Source organism: Dyadobacter sp. BHUBP1 (assembly GCF_050587785.1).
GTDB lineage: Bacteria > Bacteroidota > Bacteroidia > Cytophagales > Spirosomataceae > Dyadobacter.
This window is the reverse complement of the sequence record NZ_JBOBIH010000002.1, coordinates 315,036-333,066: the sequence shown is the minus strand read 5'-3', so window position 1 is coordinate 333,066 and position 18,031 is coordinate 315,036. Positions and strand designations below refer to the sequence as shown.

11 protein-coding genes are annotated in these 18,031 nt (G+C 50.5%); 5 read left to right on the top strand and 6 right to left on the bottom strand.

Annotation, left to right across the window (positions count from 1 at the left end; all coding sequences use genetic code 11):
- Nucleotides 1-21 precede the first annotated feature (21 nt).
- From ACQ4MZ_RS08120 to ACQ4MZ_RS08105, 4 genes are all read right to left on the bottom strand, one after another.
- A complete protein-coding gene (locus tag ACQ4MZ_RS08120) occupies nt 22-1,503 on the bottom strand; it encodes an aldehyde dehydrogenase (NADP(+)) (RefSeq protein WP_430844180.1) in 1,482 nt (493 codons plus the stop codon).
- A 177-nt stretch (nt 1,504-1,680) separates the two neighbouring features.
- Nucleotides 1,681-2,613, bottom strand: coding sequence for a dihydrodipicolinate synthase family protein (locus ACQ4MZ_RS08115; protein WP_430844179.1), 933 nt, complete (start codon nt 2,611-2,613; stop codon nt 1,681-1,683).
- Between the two features lie 109 nt (nt 2,614-2,722).
- Complete coding sequence (locus tag ACQ4MZ_RS08110; RefSeq protein WP_430844177.1) at nt 2,723-4,666, bottom strand: DUF3857 domain-containing transglutaminase family protein; 1,944 nt, start codon at nt 4,664-4,666, stop codon at nt 2,723-2,725.
- Nucleotides 4,667-4,681: 15 nt separating this feature from the next.
- Nucleotides 4,682-6,721 (bottom strand): hypothetical protein, encoded by a 2,040-nt coding sequence (locus ACQ4MZ_RS08105; protein ID WP_430844175.1) that lies wholly within the window; start codon nt 6,719-6,721, stop codon nt 4,682-4,684.
- 215 nt (nt 6,722-6,936) lie between these two features.
- On the opposite strand from ACQ4MZ_RS08105, the gene ACQ4MZ_RS08100 reads away from it, so the two are divergent.
- The 5 genes from ACQ4MZ_RS08100 (at nt 6,937) to ACQ4MZ_RS08080 (ending at nt 16,851) form a co-directional block, all read left to right on the top strand.
- On the top strand, nt 6,937-8,028 hold the full coding sequence (locus tag ACQ4MZ_RS08100; protein WP_430844173.1) for a Gfo/Idh/MocA family protein: 1,092 nt from the start codon (nt 6,937-6,939) through the stop codon (nt 8,026-8,028).
- A gap of 700 nt (nt 8,029-8,728) precedes the next feature.
- Nucleotides 8,729-11,959, top strand: a complete 3,231-nt coding sequence (locus ACQ4MZ_RS08095) for a SusC/RagA family TonB-linked outer membrane protein (protein WP_430844172.1) — start codon at nt 8,729-8,731, stop codon at nt 11,957-11,959.
- Nucleotides 11,960-11,985: 26 nt separating this feature from the next.
- Nucleotides 11,986-13,566 carry a RagB/SusD family nutrient uptake outer membrane protein gene (locus tag ACQ4MZ_RS08090; protein WP_430844170.1) on the top strand — a complete coding sequence of 527 codons (1,581 nt, stop codon included), beginning with the start codon at nt 11,986-11,988 and terminating at the stop codon, nt 13,564-13,566.
- 132 nt (nt 13,567-13,698) lie between these two features.
- Nucleotides 13,699-15,753 carry a sialate O-acetylesterase gene (locus ACQ4MZ_RS08085; protein WP_430844168.1) on the top strand — a complete coding sequence of 685 codons (2,055 nt, stop codon included), beginning with the start codon at nt 13,699-13,701 and terminating at the stop codon, nt 15,751-15,753.
- A 105-nt stretch (nt 15,754-15,858) separates the two neighbouring features.
- Nucleotides 15,859-16,851 (top strand): ligand-binding sensor domain-containing protein, encoded by a 993-nt coding sequence (locus ACQ4MZ_RS08080; RefSeq protein ID WP_430844166.1) that lies wholly within the window; start codon nt 15,859-15,861, stop codon nt 16,849-16,851.
- Between the two features lie 78 nt (nt 16,852-16,929).
- Here the strand turns inward: ACQ4MZ_RS08080 and ACQ4MZ_RS08075 are convergent, their stop codons facing one another.
- Nucleotides 16,930-17,709 (bottom strand): TIGR00266 family protein, encoded by a 780-nt coding sequence (locus ACQ4MZ_RS08075; protein ID WP_106594214.1) that lies wholly within the window; start codon nt 17,707-17,709, stop codon nt 16,930-16,932.
- A gap of 52 nt (nt 17,710-17,761) precedes the next feature.
- Nucleotides 17,762-18,019 carry a hypothetical protein gene (locus ACQ4MZ_RS08070; protein WP_015813708.1) on the bottom strand — a complete coding sequence of 86 codons (258 nt, stop codon included), beginning with the start codon at nt 18,017-18,019 and terminating at the stop codon, nt 17,762-17,764.
- Between the last annotated feature and the right edge of the window lie 12 nt (nt 18,020-18,031).

The window sequence follows — 18,031 nt, the reverse complement described above, 5'->3', positions numbered from 1 at the left end:
TTCATTAACTGTACTTATAGCTTACAGCCTAAAGCTTACAGCTTCTTTCGTCACCTCATTATCCACCGTCCGCCAGATACCCAGCGGGTTGGCGTTTTTCAATTCATCGGGTAAAAATTCGTCGGGCCAGTTCTGGAAGCTTAGCGGGCGGGTAAACCGCTTGATCGCGTCAGGGCCTACCGAGGTAAACTGGGAGTTGCTCGACGACGGGAACGGTCCGCCATGGTGCATCGATTTGCAGACTTCAACACCCGTTGGGAAGTTGTTGAAGATAATCCGCCCGCATTTGTTCTGAATGGCTGCCACCAACTCGCGGTGAGAGGCCAGGTCGTCGCTTGTCGCCAGCAATGTCGCCGTCAGCTGGCCATGCAATTTTTCGGTTACCGCCAACATTTCATCGGCATTCCGGCATTTAACAATCAATGCAAACGGACCGAAGACTTCGGTTTGCAGCTCGTCATTGATCAGGAAATCTACACCCGAGACCGTAGCGACCGTCGCTGCACCCTGACCTTCGCCAGCTTCCGTGGCAGCTACCGCTACCAGTTCTACCCCCGACTGACCGATCACTTTCTCGCGGTTTCCGCGGTAAGCGATCGCGATACCGGCATTCAGCATCGGTGCAGGAAGGATATTCACGATCTCCTGGTTCAATGCTTCGATGAAGCTGTCCGCAGCAGGGCTATCTTCTGTGATCAGCAGTCCCGGGTTAGTACAAAATTGCCCCACACCCAATGTCAGCGAGCCCGCATATTGCTTCGCCAACTCGGCGCCCGCGGTGCCCAACTTCCCGGACAACAGGAACACAGGGTTAATGCTTCCCATTTCCGCAAACACCGGGATAGGCTCTTTACGTTTGTTGGCTACCTCTACCAATGCCATACCGCCGCGGTTGGATCCCGTGAAACCGACCGCCTTGATCACCGGATGGGCAACCAATGCCTGCGCCTCTTCAATGGTATCGGTAAAAATGTGTGCAAATGTGCCTTCCGGGAAACCGCTCTTGGCAACTCCACGACTAATGGCATCCGCCATGATCTGTGAAGTTTTCGGATGGCCGGGATGTGCTTTCACTACCACCGGGCAGCCCGCTGCGATAGCACTCGCTGTGTCCCCACCGGCCGTCGAAAATGCGAATGGGAAGTTACTGGCACCAAATACGGCCACCGGGCCTAATCCTACATTTGTTTTACGGATATCAGGCTTTGGCACCGCACGCTGCGGGTTCGCGGTATCGATGCTCGCGTCGAGCGAATATCCTTTTTCGACCGCATCGGCATAGCTTCTCCATTGGAATACCGTCCGCGCTTTTTCGCCGTTCAAACGTGCTTCGGGCAGGTTGGACTCCGCCATGGCAGTCTGGATCAGCTCGGGGCCGAGCGCTTCGATCTCATCGGCAATGGTGTTCATCAATGCAACCCGGCGGCGCAATGCGTAGGCATTCATCGCAACGAATGCCTCCTGGGCTTTTTCAAGAATAAGGTCTAAATCGGACAATTTCATAATGAATGGTTTTGACAAAAAGGTAACAATCCTACGCAGCGAATCTAACGATCATGCAGCGCATTTTTTGTCAATATTACAGGTATTGCCTGGGTAGAGGCCATCCGGATAACAGGAAACCCTTCCGGGCTTCGGATCATTACAAATCTTCCGGTGCAGCGCACCGGAAGATTTGTGTTACGCCACGTCAACCGTCAAATTCAAATAATCGGGCAATTCAGGCTGGGTAGCGATGGCCTGGTCGATGATCGCGAGCACTTTCTCGCGTTCGGCACCGTGGAGCGGCAGACGCGGCGCACGTACGTATTCCGATCCGATGCCCATTTTGGCTGCGGCCAGTTTGATGTTTTGTACGAGTTTGGGATGAATATCCAGTTCGAGCAACGGCAGGTACCAGCGGTAAATCGCTAATGCCTCCTTGTATTGACCGGCCTTAACCAGGTTGAAAATCGCAACGGTTTCCTTCGGAAATGCATCCACCAGGCCGCCGATCACGCCGTCGGCACCGAGCATCACCTCTTCCATGATCAAGGTATCCACACCGCAGAATACGCGGAAGCGGTCGCCGAACTTGTTGAACAGGCGCGTTACATTGCTCACGTCGCGGGTCGATTCTTTGATCGCGTGGATATTCGGAACCTTCGCAAGTTCTTCGAACATAGGCAGCGTTACCTCAATTTTATAGTCGTAGGGATTATTATAGATCATGATCGAAAGCGAAACGCTTCCGGCGATGGTCTTGAACCAGGTCACAGTTTCGTCATCGTCGGCCTTGTAACGCATTGGAGGGAGGATCATCAGACCGTCGGCGCCAACGCTTTCGGCTTCTTTCGCAATGCTTACCGCTTCGGCTGTCGATTGCTCGGCGATACCCAGCACCACCGGCAGGCCGGCAGGGAGTGCCTGTTTAGCATATTTCACCAGTTCCATTTTCTCGGCGCGGGTGAGTGTACTGGCTTCCCCGAGCGAACCGCCTACGATTACCCCGGTAATACCTGCTTCAACCTGCGCTTCGAGGTTCTTGCCGAACAGCTCAAAATCAATTGTATCATCTGATTTGAATGGCGTCACCAACGCTGGGAAAATGCCAGACCATGCTTCTTTGTTCATATCCTGCTTATGTTAAAATTTTAGTTCAAAATTAATCCATGCTTCCATGCGGATATTCACATGTTTTAATCAATTCCTTACATATTTTAACATAGTCTCTAAAATCGCCTCAAAGCTTGTTTTCGACAAACACCACCTGCGCCCTGTCGGCTTTCCTGATCTTTTTCAAGAAATCGACCCAGGCTGCAAAATCCTCCGATCCGTAGCGTCCGCCGTTCATTACCACTTTCCTCGCGCAAATGAGCTTGTTGTTCTCATAGGTCGTTTCCAATTCGTAACTGCCAAATGCGGAAGCAATCTGGAATGCAGGCAATGTCGTTTCCAATTTGTAGTTGGCCGGAACTTCATACGATATAGTATCAAGATCGGTAAAGTTGTAATCTGAAACGGGCAGGTAGAAATCCGATGAACGCTCCGTAGTAGCGGGCATATCGAATGTCCTGCTCATTAGGCTAGTCTTAATAAACAGGCGGGTACCTGTTCTGCTGGCGCAGTTGCGGACGTTCAAACTGAGCTTTTCGGTCACGGACGGTTCCAGCTCCACTCCTTCCACAAGCTCAAAATGGCGTAAATCCAAGCTTGGGAGATTAATATGGCTTACCAGCCACTTCTCCTGTTCCTCTTTTGTACTGTACTGGATCAACTGCACACGAGGCTCATGCTGCAAGCCTGTGTACCTCGACCTTACCTCGATCTCAGCATCGCCCGTCTCGTTAAGCTTCACGCTCGCCCTGCTTACCTTTACATTCTGAGTCGCTTTGTAGTCGGTCGTCATCACAAGTTTTCCACCTGCAGGCAGCACGAGCAAAGCCGGACGACTGCCTGTAAAACTACCCATAAAGTTAGGTTTTGTGTTCGGACTTGTGCATTCGAGCCACACGGTGTCTTTCCCTGCAAATGCACAAGCGATCACATGATTGAACTTACTACTTGGGAAGTCAGACTTGATCCTGGCTTCTTTCCCGGCCCGGATCAATGCCGCACAGGCAGGCACGCCTGCTACTTTCAGCGCGGCTAGAGTAAAGTTAGTCAGCGCTTTGCAATCACCGTAACCGGTTTTAGCAACCGTCATCGCATCAATAGTCTGCCATCCGCCGATTCCCAATTGAATGCTCACGTAACGGGACCTTCCCTGCATCCATTTGTAAATCCGGTCTATTTTCTCCCTGTCGGATTGGACGCCTTTGATCAACGCCTTCACTTCGTCCTGGATATTTGGAGGCAAAAAGTCCCTGCCGGCATTAAGTGTATAGTAAAAACGGCTAAAATCTTCCCAAGTATTGAGATTCCCCTTGTAATCCTGCACCTCGAAATCCGAAGGCGCGGTAAACACCAATGGAATCCGGTCGAAATGCGGTAACGGGTAAAAATCGTTGGATCGCGGCCTGGCGTAATCCTTTTGTGTCCATTCATAGATGTCCGAGCCGTCGGCATCCTTTGACTTCTTCGCCGCGGGAGCTCCGTTGCTTTCCTGGTACCGGAACGCAAAACCGGCCGGTGTTTTAACCCTGAAATAGGAATATTCCACCGCCGAGCCCTCCGCGGGAGCAGGCGTCCAGTCGGGAAAAAACATCATATTCCGCGTACGCACTTCACTGATAAATTCGATAGTATAAGGATACGGATAGCTTTTCTTGCCAAAACTGGCAGTCTTCACCCGGTGATCCGAAATATCGCCTCCGGCAAAACTATCCCCGCGGTCCTCGACATCGGAATTCCGGAGACGCTTCACCACCTTGCCATTAGCGTCGTACAAGGTCCCCGACAATTCGGTTACCTTCCTGAACTTGTCATACCATTCCTGCGTCGATCCGTACCGATCTTCCCCTTTTTCATTAAAGATAGTGACCACCAAACGGTTTCGCTGGACACCCTCCGCCTGCGATTTGATATCCCAGAACAACTCGTCGACACGAATTACCGCGTCGGCATCTTTTGCAAGTGCCGGACTGATTTTATCGACGCTATAATCGGCCTGGGCTGATACTGATGCCGATGCCAGCACCGCTATACATAGGATCGTATTCCCAAAAAGTGACTGAAACTTTTGCATGAAACAGGGGCGGTATTAAATGGACTTCTTTTTGATAACCAATGGCTGCGCATGCTTCTGCACCACACGCTCGAAAAACTCTCTCAGATGTCCATATTCATCGGGCGTGAAGCGTGTCCTGCTGACCTGGACCATACTATTGACCTGTATTACATTGCCGGTTTGGCGTACCTGATAGGAGAATTTACCTCCTTTATCGGGCAGCACGACGATCTCCGCCTTAGGCATTTCTTCAAGGGCATACCCCTCGGGAAGTGTATAATTCGCGATAAAGGAATTCGATATTCCAGTTCCTAAATCGACAGGATAAATGCGTTCCCTGGATTTCAGCGGTTTTTTTGTCCATCGGCCTGCCATGATGGGATTGAAATAGAAGACACCAAGAGACGCATTCTCGTCTTCCAGTTCAAAATCACAACTCACATTCACAGTCCCTTTGTAATCCTCGGCCTTGTTTTTGATCGCCAGATTCTGAATTTTCCATTCAGGAACGGCTTTCTTCAATGCATCGTGATAAACATTGTCAGGCTGTGTAGCATAGGACGAGCGCCAGTCGAGTGCCTCGTAACCGCCATAGGAAATGCTGTAACTACCCTTGATCGTTCCGTCGTCAGGCAAAATATGCGCAGTGATCATTTCCAGTTTGCTGCCCGAATCGGTCGGATTAATCTCAACAAACCGGCCCTGGCCTTTCTTGGGGATCACCCTGCCAAAACCATTCAATGCGCGCTCAGGTAGCATCCCCGGCTTCGCGAACGATTCCGATGCGTCGAGGAAATAGGTCTTCTCCCCGATCTTCACCTGCGCGATCACATAATTGAAGCTTTCGAGCATTGGGATATGCTGGTGCAGATAACCGTGTGTGCGGGTACTGAGTAGTACCGGATCACATTCCACATCCAGCTCACGAAGTAATACGGTAAGCATCAGATTAATGTCACACGCATTGCCTTTCCGGTTATCATAAGCCTTTTTAATGCCGTCGCCAGCATAAAGCCCGGAGTACCCGTCCCATTTCATGCGGTCCTGGATATGTTTGTACGCCAGCGTCATCCTTTCTGTCGGGTCGGTTGTTTTCTGTGCGATTTCATCGCGTACCTCCTTCAAAAAGCCACTGCGGCGGAGTTCCGCGCCAAACCACCTCGCCTCGTCGAGCGTTCTGTCCACATTTTCCCAGGTTTGCGAATAGTTTTTTGTCATTTGCCCCGGTACAGTCACGCTCGCAAGCTCGAAGATGATCTTGGAAAGATAATCGGCTTCCGTGGTGATGAATGGCTCATTGACAAACGCCGGGGCATCTTTTACCACAAACCGGTACGACCTTCCGCCGCCATCAAACCTTGAGTGTCCTACCGAAACATTAGTAGCTTCCTGCTTGTTGATATAAAGTTGCAGGTAACCTCCCATCGTCATTTTATAATCCAGGAAATTCGGGATCACTATATTGTACTCACTCCACCGGGAGGGGACTGATGTTTGAAAAAACCACGGACTGGGTTCGTTTTTCACGTTCAGCGGCGACACCACCGAATAGGAATATTCGATAATCGAACCTTTTTTAACATTCGGGAGGTTAAACTTGGTAGTAGCGATTGACTCTGTCGATTTTTCACGCCGGACGGTCTTCTTTTCCAGTTCAGTGCGGACGATCTGATCATTTTCGAGGTTGTAGGTGTAGCCTTTCAGGTCCTCCACCCACTCCTGCTCCTTATAGCTCGGCCCATCGTAGCATCGAATGCTCACTGAGGCTCGCGAGAGTGCCGATTCTTTGAGGATCTTGATCCGAACCCACATGTTAGTTGTCATGAGCAAGCCCTTCTGGTCGTCATAACTAAAATTGACGTTTCCACGGTCGTACAGGTAAACGGCATCGGCAGTACTGTCGCCGGGGTAGGCCGTCATTTCGAGCGAAGCACGGTCGATCAGCCCCAGTTTGGGTTTGAAATCATCTTGCGCGAAAGCCTGAAAAGTGAAGAAAAACAACAGGAACAGTATGGACAAAACGCTCCCGCGGCACAGACCGGACGGTCTGATAGGAAGTAAAAAGTTAGTCATGAACATGTAGATGAGGAGTAACAAAATTCATGCATTATCGTACACTTATTTCGATTTTCAAAGAGAATTTTATCACCGAAACGGGATTTTTTTTCACTTGGAACGAAACTGGCCTAATACGGATTTTAATGCCTAATTTTGACACCCAAACCAGGCTGCAATGTTGCATGCCCTTGTTCCTGCTAACCCATAATCTTAACATTTATCTTTAATCTATGTCATCTTTTCAAAACGAAAGCCCCATCCGCGTACTGGTAGTCGGTTGCGGGAATATGGGTGCTTCCCATGCCTTTGCCTACCAGCTTCTGGATGGTTTCGAGATCTGCGGGATCGTTTCGACCGGAAAAAGCAAGGAAGTCCTCAATGAAAAATTAGGCGGCGGCTATGCCCTTTTCAATGACTATGAAACAGCATTGAAAGAAACCAAGCCCGACGCGGTTTGTATCTCGACTTACCCTGATACCCACGAGGATTTCGCGATCAAGGCACTCGAAGCCGGCGCCCACGTGTTTATCGAAAAACCGCTTGCCGACACCGTTAAAGGTGCGAAGCGTGTGGTAGAGGCTGCCAAAAAAGCGAATAAGAAAGTAGTGGTAGGTTATATCCTCCGTGTACACCCGTCGTGGGAACGCTTCGTAACGGAAGCGCAGGGTCTCGGCAAGCCACTGGTCATGCGTATGAACCTCAACCAGCAAAGCCACGGCTATATGTGGGGTGTGCACCGCAACCTGATGAAGAGCCTCAGCCCGATCGTGGATTGCGGCGTGCATTACATTGACGTGATGTGCCAGATGACCCGCTCGAAACCGCTCCGCGTAAATGCGATCGGCGCCCGCCTCACCGAAGATATTCCGGCAGGGAATTACAACTACGGACAACTGCAAATCTGGTTTGAAGACGGCTCAGTAGGCTGGTACGAAGCAGGCTGGGGCCCGATGATCAGCGAAACCGCGTTCTTTGTGAAAGACGTGATCGGGCCGAAAGGTTCGGCTTCAATCGTGGCCAAAGATGCAGGCGGAACCGGAAAATCTTCTTCCGTAGAAGCACATACGAAGACCGAATCGATACGTGTACACCATGCCGACCTGAACGGCTCGGATGAGTTTGTGAAAGAAGACACGTGGATTAACCTCGAAGATGAGCCGGATCACCAGGAACTTTGCAACCGCGAGCAACGCTATTTCCTCCGGGCGATCAATGAAGACCTCGACCTGACAGACCACTTACAGGACGCGGTGACCAGCTTGCAGATCGCATTCGCGTGCGACGAATCGGTGAAGACCGGACGTACCGTGGATCTGGCCTGATCTCCTGTTCATTTTTCAAAGCCCTGCTTCGAGCGTTCGCAGCAGGGCTTTTTTATAGGATTTTAGCAAAAAACCAGTCGGTTACACTTCATTATTATAGGATTTTAACAAAAATTCCATTGAACGCCGGAAGTGAAAATTAACATTGTTTTTATCCAAAATTAACCTCTAAGTGGTTGATTTTTCGTAAGAAAATGACAATTTCGTATAATCACTATGCAAACGTTTGCATAAATAATTCTGCATTTTTCCGCCCGCTTTATTCGAAATCTATTGTTAAATATTATAATATTGCAACGCGTTTTCTTAAAGACTTTTAGTAATGCCAAACTGACACCAACTGACTTTTTGAAGCATTTATCCGGTAGGTGGCCGGTTGCAGTCCCGGACATCCGCCATCCATTCCATCCTCCGTCAGGGAAAACGTAACGTTATCTTTTTGCCTTTTTTGACATAGTGTTGTCAGGATTCGTGACCATGATTTGATTCAAAAACCCTGGCAAGGATAGTTACGGCCGCACCGGAATGTGATTTATCGAATACCAGCTATAATTATTTAACTACTCACCGAAACATTTTAACTGTAAACCGCAAACTATGATTAAACAAAAAACGCAAAAGCCTAACGAACAGAGATCTGAGACTAAAATTCTACGTGTTTTCGAAGACTGCATGAAAAACGTTTAACAAGCCTTACTACATGAAAATTTCCGATACCAACCCATGGTTGCTCCAGATGAGGAGCATCCGTAACTCTTTATTGCTTCTGCCCGCGCTCGCAAGCCCATTGCTGGTGAACGCAGCCCTCGCCAACTCCGGTATTGCCACTACGATCCGCGCCGATAAAACACTCAAAGGAAAAATCACCGATAAGGAAACCGGCGACGGTCTCCCCGGTGTAAACGTGGTTGTAAAAGGTACCAGCAGCGGTACTACCACCGATGGGGAAGGTAATTATACACTTTCCGTACCTGACAATGCCACGCTGGTTTTCAGCTTCGTAGGTTACATTAGCCAGGAGGTAACCGTGGGTAACCGCACTTCTCTCGACATCTCATTGGCTCCTGATTCCAAGGCGCTTAGTGAAGTAGTCGTGATCGGGTACGGTACCGCCAAGAAATCCGATCTTACCGGATCGGTAGGTTCCGTGAAAGAAGAACAACTGAGAGAGCGCCCCGCTCCTTCTTTGAACCAGGCATTGCAGGGTAAAATCTCGGGCGTGCAGGTGAACGTCAACTCGGGTCGCCCGGGCGGTCGTGCCAACGTACGTATCCGTGGTTTCAGCTCCATCAACTCGTCTAACAACCCGTTGTACGTGGTGGATGGTGTAATGCTTCCTCAGGGAAACCAGAACCAGCAAAGCCAGGCGATCGACTTCATTAACCCGAACGACATCGTGTCGGTGGAGGTATTGAAAGACGCTTCGTCGACGGCTATCTATGGTGCGCGTGGCGCCAATGGGGTAATCATGATTACCACCAAAAGAGGTAAATCAGGTGAAAGTACCATCACTTATGGTCTGGACCTGAGCGTCCCAAAAGTGGGTCCGAAGAGAGCGAAAGTACTGAATGCTCAGCAATATATGGACGTCGAGGACCTCGCTTACAAGAACATGGAGAAGTTCGACAAGGCCGGTTGGGACGCGGGTAAATATAAAACCCACGATCCGCTCGTGCGCCGCGCACAGCTGGCAGCTGCTCACCCCGACGTATTCACCAAACGTGCTGACGGTACATTTGCTCCCAACTACGACACGGATTGGTTCGACGAGTCGACCCAGCACCGCGTTTCTCAAAACCACCAGCTCGGTTTCAGCGGCGGTAACGAGCGAACCACCTATTCCCTGTCACTTAACTACCGCGATGACCAGGGTTTCATCAAAACATCCTACCTGAAACGCTATTCAACCCGTTTCAGCATCGACGACCAGGTGAAGAAATGGTTGCGTCTGGGCGGTACTTTGAGCTACAACAATCAGGCCGAAAACCTTGTCGATATCAACGACGCAGTACCTCGTCAGATGGTGGAGGACTTTCCTTTCCTTCCTGTGAAATGGCCGGACGGATCTTATGCCAACAACCGCGATTATCCGGGTGCTGAGGGTTCATTCAGTTCCGTACACCGTTTAATGGGTCGTAAATTCAATCTGAACACGCAAACCACCCTGGGTAGCCTTTACGGAAACGTTACGCTTGCAAAAGGCCTTGAATTCCGGACCGTATTGGGCGTGAACGTGATCAACCAGGAAGTTAACCAGTCGCAAACACGTACACTTACGCCTAACGAACTTGGTACTGCGAGAAAAGAAAACAGAAAAGAGACGTTCTGGTCGTGGGAGAACTTGTTGACTTACAACAAAACATTCGGTATCCACTCGATCAATGCCCTCGCGGGTATTTCCTGGCAGGAAACCAATGTGACCACAACCGGTGTAGGTGCCCAGAACTTCTCTACGGACTATTACACTTTCGACAACCTCGGGGCAGGATCGGTAGCACCTTCATCTAACCCTTATGTGTCAGGTGCGTCACGCTTTGCATTTAACTCGTACTTTGGTCGTTTGAACTATACCTTGCTCGACAAATACCTGTTGACAGTGACTGGCCGCGCGGATGGTTCTTCGAAATTCGGTGACAACCATAAGTTTGCATTTTTCCCGTCGGCCGCCCTTGCCTGGAAAGTTTCTGACGAAGAGTTCCTGAAAGGCAACCCGATTATTTCAAGCCTGAAACTTCGCACCAGCTACGGTTTAACGGGTAACTCGGAAATTCCCCCCTACTCGTCACTCGGCTTGCTGCGGTCTAACTACGCTGCTATTTATGGCGACACCCGCTTCGGTGGAACTGGTATCAACAGGCTTGCCAACAACGATTTGCGTTGGGAAAAAACAGCTCAAACCGACGGTGGTCTCGAAATCAGTTTCCTCAAAGGAAGAATCTCTCTCGAAGCGGACTACTACTACCGCAAAACCACCGACATGCTCCTCGATGCGCCGGTACCCCGTACCAGCGGTTACGCGACTATCCGTCGTAACATCGGTTCCATGGAGAACAAAGGTTTCGAGTTTGGTTTGAACACGGTGAACATCGAAAAGCAAAACTTCTCATGGAACACCAGTTTCAACATCTCGTTCAACAGAAACAAAGTATTGTCATTGGCAACACCAGCGGACATCTTCGGAGTGGGAGGCCCTTCCATCACCAACCAAACGAGCGTAATCCGCATCGGCGAACCGGCAGGCGCATTCTGGGGATTGACCCGTCTGGGAACATGGAGCGAAGCTGAGGCCGACCAGGCTGCCAAATTCACCAGCTACCGTGGCAACCTGAAAATGCTGCCGGGTGATATCAAGTACAAGGATGTAAACGGCGACAATGCGATCACCGATGCTGACCGCGGCATTATTGGTAACGGTTCTCCAAAAGGATGGGGATCACTTTCAAACAGCCTGCGTTTCCATGGCTTCGACCTGACCCTCGACCTGCAGTTCTCGTACGGAAACGATCTGATGGACATGAACCTGCACGCCAGCGAAGACCGCCAGGCGTTGGCTAACAGCTACACCACCGTACTGGATGCATGGACCCCTCAAAACCAGAATACGCCGATCGCACAGGTTCGCGATACCAAGGCTGGCTATGTTACCAACGTGGATACCCGCTGGATCTTCGACGGCTCCTTCATCCGCGGCCGCAACCTGTTACTGGGTTACAACTTCCCATCAGAAATTGCCAGCAAGTTGAAAATGAGCAAACTGAGACTTTATGTTTCTGCTCAGAACTTCTTCATCATCAGCAAATATCCGTTTGGCGACCCAGAGCAAACTCCGATCCGTGGCGGCGATGGCGACAACGTATTCTCACAAGGTATGATCTGGCACAGTTATCCTAAACCAACCACGTTCCTGGGAGGTATTCAGGTTGCATTCTAATCGACGGGACCGTTGTATCATTCAAAATGACATTCAGTATGAAACTTAATAATAAAAAATTCTATCAACTTTTGCTCTGCGGAGCAATCCTGCTCGGTCCGACAGCCTGTTCCGACTTCCTCGATGAGCAGGATCCGTCGAACCTTCAACCGGATACCTTCTACACCATCCCCGACCACGCGGAAGCGGCCATTGCAGCTACTTACGCCGACATGCGTTTCTTTGGTGACGGCGCAGGTATTTTCTCGGCTAACTGGCAAATGCTCGAAGCGCCAACCGGTACGGCTACAACCGAAACAGGTCAGAACTCCGACCTGAACAACCTGTATGCCCTCATCTATGATGGCAACACAGGCCATATCAGCAACTGGTGGAACGGCTTGTACCGCGTGATCGCGAATGCCAACCTGGCAATTGAGAAAATTCCCACCATCCAGTTCCCTGCTGCTAACGAAGCTCAGAAAGTAAGATTGCTCGGCGAAGCGCGCTTCCTCCGTGCATGGGCTTATTTCTATGCAGTGAGATTGTGGGGCGATGTGCCTTTGATCACCAAGCCTCAGACGGCCGAGTCTGAGGACTTCTTCCCTTCAAGAACATCACAAGAGGAAGTCTACAAGTTGATCGTCGAGGACCTCCAGGCTGCCGAAGCCGCCGGTTTTGCCGATTTCAACACCAACGGACGGGTATCTAAAATGGCAGTGAAAGCCTATTTGGCCAAAGTATATCTGACCATGGCCGGTTTTCCTTTGTCCAAAGGACAGTCGCATTACAAACTGGCGGCCGACAAAGCGCTGGAAGTGATCACTTATGCCAAGGCTAACCCTTCTACGCTGGGCTTGTTCCCTACTTACAAGGAATTGCACGACGAGAAACTGAAAAACCGCATGGAGCATCTGTTCCAGATCCAGTACAACACTGTGGTGGCCGGCTTCCCGCTGAACGACTTCTTCCCGAACTTCAAGGCCGTAACTTATGCAGGACCCAGCGGAACCGGCAGCACAGTACCTACGAAGTCGTTCTATGAGTCGTATGAAAAGGGAGATCTTCGTACCAAAGACCAGGAAGGATGGTTCTATACCACCTATTACACTAATGGTACAGGCGAAAAATTCGATCTCGGCGCTCCATACGTGTTCAAATACTTCAACATCGCTGCATTGGGCGGCCCGGGCATTACCCCTACCCGTCTCAACAACCTCAACGTAAACCAGATGCGTTACTCGGACGTGTTGCTGATGTATGCAGAGGCACAAGCGGAGCTGGGTACCGTCAATACCGAGGCTTACGAAGCTTTCAAAAGCATCCGCGACCGCGCCAAGTTGACTACACCTGCGATTGGCACTTACACTGCTGCTTCCTTCAAAGAGGCGGTTTGGAAAGAGCGCTGGCACGAATTCGCTTACGAAGGCATTACCTGGTTCGACATGGTACGTCTGCGTAAAGTATTCAATGAGGAGACCAAGAAGTTCGACAACTTCGTAGGCCACAAGAACCTGAACGTGAGCGGTGGTGCTCCATTGCTGGAAAAACACCTGCTGTTCCCGTTAGGTATCCAGGAAATGAAAAACAATCCGAATCTGAAACCACAGAACCCGGGTTACAACTAGAACTTTCTTATCTGCTTTATAAAAGCCGGCCTTCATCTGAGGGTCGGCTTTTTTCGTTCTTGTACCGACACCCCGCCCGGAAAGCCATTTTCCGTTATATTCAAGGTCTAAGTTTACGAAAACAATTTGCAGATGCTGAATAGGATTTGCCCTGCTGCCGAACGCTACGCTCACTGCCTGTTAACCCTGCTTTTCACACTCGCAGGCGCGGTACTGGTGCGCGCACAGCTGGTAATCACAAGCCCGGTCTCAAACCAGGTCATGCAACGCAATGCATCGGGCGCAGCTTCCATTTCTATCACCGCCTATGCTCATTACCCGTATACCCGCATTAGCGCTGTGTTGACTCCCATTGAAGGCAATGCTAATACTGTCCAAGAGCAGCTGTTGGAAGCAGACCAGCTGACGCAGGGATTTCTGTATACCACATTCACTGCCCACACCGGTTGGTACCGACTCAAACTGACCGGTACGGCAAGCAACGGAATCACCGATTCGGCAATTGTCGCCCGCGTGGGTGTAGGCGAAGTTTTCCTCATTGCCGGCAATTCCAATGCAATGGGCCTGCCCGGACTCGGTGCAAAAGACGCTTCGCCGAATGTGATTTCCTTTAATGCAATCAACAAAACCCTCAACAACGAAAACATTACCGTGGCCCCCGACGGTCCTATGCCTTTTCCGGTGTTCGAGCCGCTCAAAAGCAGCAACTATATTTTTCCAAATGGTGAAACTTCATGGTACTGGGGCGAATTGGGTGACCTGCTGTTTCGAAGATGGAAAACCCCGGTGCTGTTTTTCAATACGGCATGGGCAGCTGCCAATTCCGAAAATTACCGCGACGCTGCGTCGGGGAAGGACGCCTATAATTTATATGTAGGAAAATACTGGCCCAACCGGCAGCCTTACAGCAATATTGTCAATACGATGCGTTACATGACATCCCTGACGGGCGTCCGCGCGGTACTGTGGGCGCATGGGGAAAACGACGCGCAGCTCGGTTTCAGCGAAGCGCAATATTTCGACGGAATCCGGACGCTCATCCAGAACAGTCGGCGAGATTCGGGCTACAATATTCCCTGGTACATTGCCCGTAACTCTGCCAGTAATCAGTTGAAAGACCCTTACCTGCCCGTTCTGAACGCCCAAAACCGCTTGATAGCGCTGCCTGCTTTCAATGCATTTCAGGGACCTTACCTCGATACCATCCAGATCCCGCGCCCCGCCTCTGCGCATTTTGAAAATGTCCCCGGCGGAATACAGGGACTCACCCTCGCAGCCACAGCCTGGAACAGGAGCCTGGCTGACACAGCGATTGCCCAGACCGTACCTTTGCAGCCAGTATACGCGTTACACACAGGCGTAACGCCCGCACGCGTGTATCCTGGCGCGACATTTGATCTGCCATTTACAATCACCGGCAATACCCCGGCAACGGTGCAAATCGCTGCCGAGTTACTGGACACGCAAGGGAACTTTATTGCTCAAATAGGCACAGGTGCTGCCAGTCCGCTCCCAATCCTGATGCCTGCCGGGGTGCCGGACGGAGAGTACCGCATTCGCCTCACAGGCCTTGCCCCAGTCCTCCCCGGCAGCATTTCGCAACCGGTTTACGTGGAGCGTGTAATACGAACAATCGAATATGTCAATACCATTGGTGTGAGGAATGTGGGCAGTACTATCCACGTTGCCTGGGCCCTTGCGCCGGTCCCCGGGCTTGCTTCGATGACGGTCCAGAAAACGACCGACGGTCTGCATTACAACGATCTTGAAACCTTCTCTGCGCCAGCTGGCGGTTCATCGGGTGTGTTCAGTTTTACGGATACTGATACAGACAGCGGTCTATCGGGCAGCGGGACGATCTTTTACAGGGTTAAAATGGGGTATAACAACGGCACGGTATCCTATTCAACGATTGTCGCACTGTTTCGGGATGGTGCGCCGGCTCCCTGGACCGTTTTCCCAAATCCGGTCACGCAACAACAGTTTTACATTATTCCAGCGTCAGAAACCGGCGCTACCTGCCGGCTTTTCGACGCTGCCGGCCGTGAACATCCTGTTCAAATCTCGGCACGTGAAGCTGTCGGACTGCTTTCCGTCCGTCCGCATTATCCATTACCTGCCGGCAAATACATTCTTCAAATAATCCGGGACGGACAAACCAGCTCTCGAAGTGTTGTTTTTAACTAAAATAACACATACCTTATTAATAATGAGGATGTTCCAACTATCCCCTTAGCCGGCGTGTCCCTAACGTCGATTCTTCGTTCCTCAAAACTCCAAACCGCTTGCCCCATGAAAAAAATACTACTGATCGTATGCGCTTTGGCTCTGTTGAATGCCTGCAAAAAAGACAGCGAAAATCCCGCCCCGCTCGAAATTGAAGGCGCCAGATTACAAGACTACCACATCATTTCCATCGCCTTCGACAAATCGGGCACGGCCTGGCTCGGTACCCTCGGTCAGGGGCTCATCCGGCATAACGGCATGAGCATAGCGGTTTTTGATTCTACCAATTCCATTTTGAACAAGGCGGCTATCTGGGATATTGAAGTCGATAAAAAAGGGAATGTGTGGCTGGGAACCGACGATCTGGTCAAATATGACGGTTCAAAGTTCACCCGGTACGGGTCCGGCGAATACAATCTGCCCCGTAATGCAGTGCGTTCGTTGGCTGTTGACGGCGCCGACAATATATGGTTTTCGGCGGGAGCGTTCCGTCAGGGTGGTTTGGTAAAATATGATGGGAACCACTTTTCCACCTTCACGCCCGAAAATTCCAAGCTTCCCAGCAGCCTGATAGGGGACATTGCGATCGATCAGCAGAATACCGTCTGGGTCGCACTTAACGACGGAGTCACCGCTACCTCCATTGTCCGTATCAAGGATGATAAATGGGATGTTTTTGGTAAAAAAGAACTCGGTTTCAACCCTTACTACTATGGTAACATCGTGACCGATAAAAATAATGACTTGCTAGCTTCCATCGACTACGGACTTTCGAGCACCATTGTGCCAAACCGCCCGCAAATATTCCGGTTCAACGGTCAATCCTCCCAGATCATCAAACTGCCGGAAGAGGATAAAAAGGTCTACATGACTCAGCAGGTATTTGTCGATCGTGACAACCGGATATGGGCCGCATTTTGGGATGACAAGGAATATGGCGTTTTCCGGAACGGGAAGTGGGAGCTGAAAGACCTCGACGAAAGCATATTTGCCATCGGACAGAGTCCTTCCGGCGAAATATGGCTCGGCACAGGTAAAGGAGTTTATATTTTGAAGTAAAAACGAATGTCACGCTGAGCGGAGTCGAAGCGCGGTACTATAAGGCGCTTCAACTCCGCTCAGCGTGACATGAACATTTTAATCCTCGAAAAGGCTTCCCAACCCTCCGATCACCGAACCGCTTTCCTTACGGCTGTTGGGGCCGTAAACTGAAAGCCGCTGGATCAGTTTGGAAATCGGCATCGACTGGATCCAGCAACGGCCTGTACCACGCAAGGTCGCCAGGAACATCCCTTCGCCACCAAATACCATCGACTTCAAGCCGCCCGAACGCTGGATATCGAAGCTTAGTGATTGCTCGAATGCCACTACGCAACCGGTATCGATCCGCAGGGTTTCGTTGTTCAGCTGCTTCTCCATCACTACGCCGCCCGCATGGACGAACGCCATCCCGTCGCCTTTCAGTTTTTGAAGGATAAAACCTTCCCCTCCAAACAATCCTGACCCGAAACGCTGGTTGAAATGGATCTTCATGCTCGTACCCATGGCCGCGCAAAGGAAACCATCCTTCTGAACGATCAGCTCGTTTCCGTAGATTTTCGACAGGTCGATCGGCATCACCGTTCCGGGGTAAGGCGCCGAGAAAGCCACTTTCTTCTTACCTACCCCGCGGTTGGTAAAATGCGTCATAAACAGCGATTCGCCGGTGAGCAAGCGGGTTCCAGCCTGGAAAATCTTACCCATTATACTCTGGTTTGCTTCCGAACCGTCGCCCATTTTGGTTTCGAACTGAATGCCGTCTTCCATAAAAAGCATAGCGCCCGCTTCGGCGATCACGGTTTCGTTCGGGTCGAGTTCAATTTCAACGACCTGAATGTCGTCGCCGATGATTTTGTAATCGATTTCGTGTGAGATCATTTTTTCGTAAAGGTTTTATAGGTTGGTCAAAACGAACTGCATGGACGCCCTGTTATTCCTCCTCCTCTTCTTCTTCCTCGGAACTCTTTTTCTTCGATTTCCGGGTTTTTCGGCCGGGGATATCCTCCCGGTCACGGAGTTTCTTATCATCCACATTTTTATTCAAAAATTCATTGATACGGTCCATATCAAAGCTCGTGGTGATCTCACCGAACGAGTTGATCTGGATATCAAAGCCTTCCAGGTCCTTATGCACGCGTGGTTTTTCCGGTGCAGGCTTGGATGTTTCCGACTGTTTTTTCTTAGCCATGTGTTTGATGCC